A 3,925-nucleotide genomic window follows, 5' to 3' on the forward strand; every position below is an offset into this window, starting at 1 on the left:
TGAGCGAAAGAGTAATAGTTAGTGATATGCCATTAGAGCTAAGACCTTTAGCAGAATCCTATAACTCGATGATGGCTAAGCTTGAAAGCAATTTTGAGTCGTTGTCGCGATTTTCAGACAATATCGCGCATGAGCTACGCACGCCAATAGCGACGCTGATTACGCAAACGCAAGTCATGTTAAATAAGCCTAGAGAGGAAGAGGAATATGTCGAACAATTACATCAGCAACATGACACCTTAGAGCAATTATCGGCGATGATTAACAACATGCTACTGCTAGCAAAAACCCAAAAAGGACTGAGTGATTCGCAAGTGACTACTGTAGATACTGAGGTCCTAATCAATAAGCTGTTAGATTACTTTGAAATGATTGCCGAGGATCGTAAAATAACTTTTGTAAAATTAGGAGATTTTAAGGCAGTATTAGGCGATGAAGGTTTATTGCAAAGGCTATTTGCTAATCTGCTATCAAACGCGATCTACTACGCCGCTAGTAATAGCGTCGTCACAATATCAGCCACTGTCAACACTCCAAATACTTCCGTTAATAATTATAAGATGCTTGAAGACGATCAAAGTAACACTCAAACCGCGAAGCAATCTTGGCTAGAGATAACTTTTACTAACCTTCTAGAAAAACCTCTAAACCAAAGCGAAGCAGATCGATTGTTTGAGCGCTTTTATCGTCATGATAAAACTAGCCAGCACCATTCAGGATCAGGTTTGGGTTTATCTATCGTTCAGGCTATTGCTAATGCTCATAAAGGGACGGTCAATATCACTAACAAAGATGAGTATTGTTTTGAAGTTACTGTAGGATTATTGATTGCTAAGTAGCATACACCTCAATATCCTAGTGTTCAAAATATTAATAATATGTAGACCTACTATAGGTCTATTTTATTTTGATAAGTCGAAAGGCTCTGAATGCTATTATTCATATAGTGTATAAGGCTAGATTATGAAGTCTAATTTTCTTAGGTGATGTTGTTGATATGGGGGTTTGATATGGGGGTATGAACAAAATGCCACTTTTATCTTTTTTAGTATTGACTGCTTTGGGTTCTAGTGTTTGGACAACTGTACTGACGCTTGCAGGTTACCACTTCGGCAAAAACTACGAGGTTATAGAGACTGCGTTAGCACCCTACTCAAAGATTTTTTTATCGATTGCTATAGTAATTATAATTAGTTGGTTTATTAGGCGTCGACTAACCAGCTAAAGTAGAGGCAATATGCATCCTTAAGCTTATTATCTAACTATTTATTTTTAAGAATATATTATCTTCTTAAAGCATTACTCAACCCAAATATCTTAACGTCTTCTTAACAGGCCTCTTGTTATCGTAAGGAATCAAACTCCTTACCATCCTGTTGAGAAGCCTAGTTATGTCAACCTCTCAAGCACTTAGCACTGAAATCACCAAAGCTCCTACCAAAAAAAGCTATCTAAACAGCATTTTTAATCATGAAATTAATCTTAACTATCTGATTATTATCGTTGCGCTCTATTTAGTCACTACTGCAAATTTTGGTTTTTTCGCGCAAGTGCTTAGCATTTACCCTTTTGGTAATAACGTTGGCTTCATAGTTTCTATCGCAGGCTTATTGTTCGGCTTAATGTGGCTACTCATCCAATTATTTTGCTATCGTCCTATTGCTAAACCAGTGCTCATCGCTATGGTAATGATAGCGGCCGTATGTGGCTATTTTACTGACGCTTATGGCACTATTTTCGATACTAATATGCTGATCAATAGTATACAAACCGATCAAGGTGAAGCGATGGGGTTGATGTCGATAAGTTTTTTTACAAGAGTCTTTATACTAGGCATTATACCCGCAGTTATTATTGCTAAAATCCGCATAAAAAGAGTACCTATACGTCGAGCGCTATGGCAAAAAGCGTTAACCTTAACCTCATCTATCGCCTTAATAGCTGTCTGCCTACTGTCTTTTGGCGATCAATACGCCACCTTTTTCCGTCAGCATAAGATAGTCCGCAGTTACGCAAACCCTATTACTCCTATCTACTCGGTTATCAAATTAGGTACCGATTATGTTGAGAAACTTCGTCATCCTGATACATTGACCCTGCATGCGACAGATGCCAAACGTATAACTCCTACTGCTGGAACTAACGCAGCAAAGCCTAAACTCATGGTATTTGTCGTTGGTGAAACAGTACGTGCTGATCATATCGGTCTTAATGGCTATGAGCGCGACACTATGCCTCTGCTGACTAGCCAACCAGATGTCTATAGCTTTAAAAATGCCACCTCATGTGGCACCTCTACTGCTTACTCCGTTCCCTGTATGTTTAGCTACTCTAATCGAGAGAGTTATGACAATAATATGGCAGACTATAATGAGAACGTATTAGACACACTAAATAAGCAAGGCGTCAATGTTATTTGGCGCGACAATAATTCGAGCTCTAAAGGGGTCGCGGATCGAGTAACTTTTGAAGATTATAAGACGGCTGATGTCAATCCAAATTGTGATGAGGAGTGTCATGATATCGGTATGCTTGACGGTTTTGATACTTTAATTAAGTCAGATGCACCTGCCAAAGATACGCTTATTTTATTGCATCAAATGGGCAATCATGGTCCCGCTTATTACAAACGTTATCCTAAGGAATTTGAAGAGTACAAACCTGTATGCATGACTAATGAGCTCTCTAAATGCGATGATCAATCCGTCATCAACGCTTATGACAATGCCATTCGTTATACTGATTACTTCTTAAATAACGTGATTAATACGCTCAAAAAGTATGAGCAGGACTATGATGTCATAATGGTATATATTAGCGATCATGGCGAAAGTTTAGGCGAGAATAATATTTACTTGCATGGCATGCCCTACGCTATCGCACCTGATGCGCAAAAGCAGGTGCCTGTCATCATTTGGTCACCTAATAGTAATAATATTGATAAAAGTAGTCTCGTTAGTATGATTGATCAGCCCGTATCACATGACTTTATCACCCCAACTTTACTTAACTTTTTTGGTATTACTACCGATGAGGTAGCAGCAGCGCCAACCTTCTTTAAATCTACCCATTAAGACCTTTATCATAAGCCCTGCTAGCATTTATGCACGAGACCACTATGTACAAGATACTTATCATCGAAGACAATCCCGATATCGTCGCCAATATTTATGCCTTTTTTGAACCAAAAGGTTTTGAGCTGGACAACGCTCATAATGGCATTAGCGGCTTAACACTCGCTGCAAATAATCGCTATGACGTTATTTTATTAGATGTCATGCTGCCGGGTATGGACGGCACCAAGCTATGTAAAAAACTGAGAGAAGAGCTACATAATAAAACCCCTGTATTGATGCTGACGGCTCGTGATACGATTTTGGATAAAGTCGCAGGCTTCGATAGTGGCGCTGATGATTATCTGGTCAAACCCTTCTCACTCATTGAATTAGAATCACGGATTAAAGCGCTTATCCGTCGACACCAAGATGAGCATTTTGAGCACAGCTTAGCTGTCGGACCATTATCCTTAAATGCTAATGAGCACACGATTAGACGAGAAGGTACATCACTAAAACTGACACCAACAGGGTTTAAAATTTTAGAAACATTAATGAATGCGTCGCCACGAGTCGTCAGTAAAAGTGAGCTTGAGGAAAAGGTATGGGGTGAGGATATTCCAAGTAGCGATGCGCTACGGACTCATATGCATAGTGTGCGCGTACAAGTCGACAAGCCATTTGCCAGACCTATGATAATGACGATGCCTGGAGTGGGTTATCAAATTGTTGATCCCGATAAAGTGAACCGCCCCGACTTTATCGGAGAGTGATTTACTTGAGTCAGGCAGCGATGCCTGACAGGGTTAAATTATCATAATACCGCTTTTCAAACTCAAAGGGTGACACATATCCAATCGTGCTATGCA

3 protein-coding genes are annotated in these 3,925 nt (G+C 39.6%); all 3 read left to right on the forward strand.

All coding sequences use genetic code 11. The features are described 5' to 3' along the window. The coding region (locus tag DVY93_RS12300; RefSeq protein ID WP_230711040.1) for an ATP-binding protein at window positions 1-839 on the forward strand (839 nt) is incomplete at its 5' end. Window positions 840-1,391: 552 nt separating this feature from the next. Then, window positions 1,392-3,074 (forward strand): phosphoethanolamine transferase, encoded by a 1,683-nt coding sequence (locus tag DVY93_RS12305; RefSeq protein WP_230711041.1) that lies wholly within the window; start codon window positions 1,392-1,394, stop codon window positions 3,072-3,074. Window positions 3,075-3,118: 44 nt separating this feature from the next. Next, window positions 3,119-3,829 carry a response regulator transcription factor gene (locus DVY93_RS12310; protein WP_230711042.1) on the forward strand — a complete coding sequence of 237 codons (711 nt, stop codon included), beginning with the start codon at window positions 3,119-3,121 and terminating at the stop codon, window positions 3,827-3,829. Window positions 3,830-3,925: the final 96 nt, after the last annotated feature.

Source organism: Psychrobacter sp. CCUG 69069, assembly GCF_021023115.1.
GTDB classification, from domain to species: Bacteria; Pseudomonadota; Gammaproteobacteria; order Pseudomonadales; family Moraxellaceae; genus Psychrobacter; species Psychrobacter namhaensis.

Excerpts from the sequence above, each read along its gene's own strand:
- DVY93_RS12305 (WP_230711041.1), top strand. The coding sequence starts at position 1,392 with ATGTCAACCTCTCAAGCACTTAGCACTGAAATCACCAAAGCTCCTACC.
- DVY93_RS12310 (WP_230711042.1), top strand. The coding sequence starts at position 3,119 with ATGTACAAGATACTTATCATCGAAGACAATCCCGATATCGTCGCCAAT.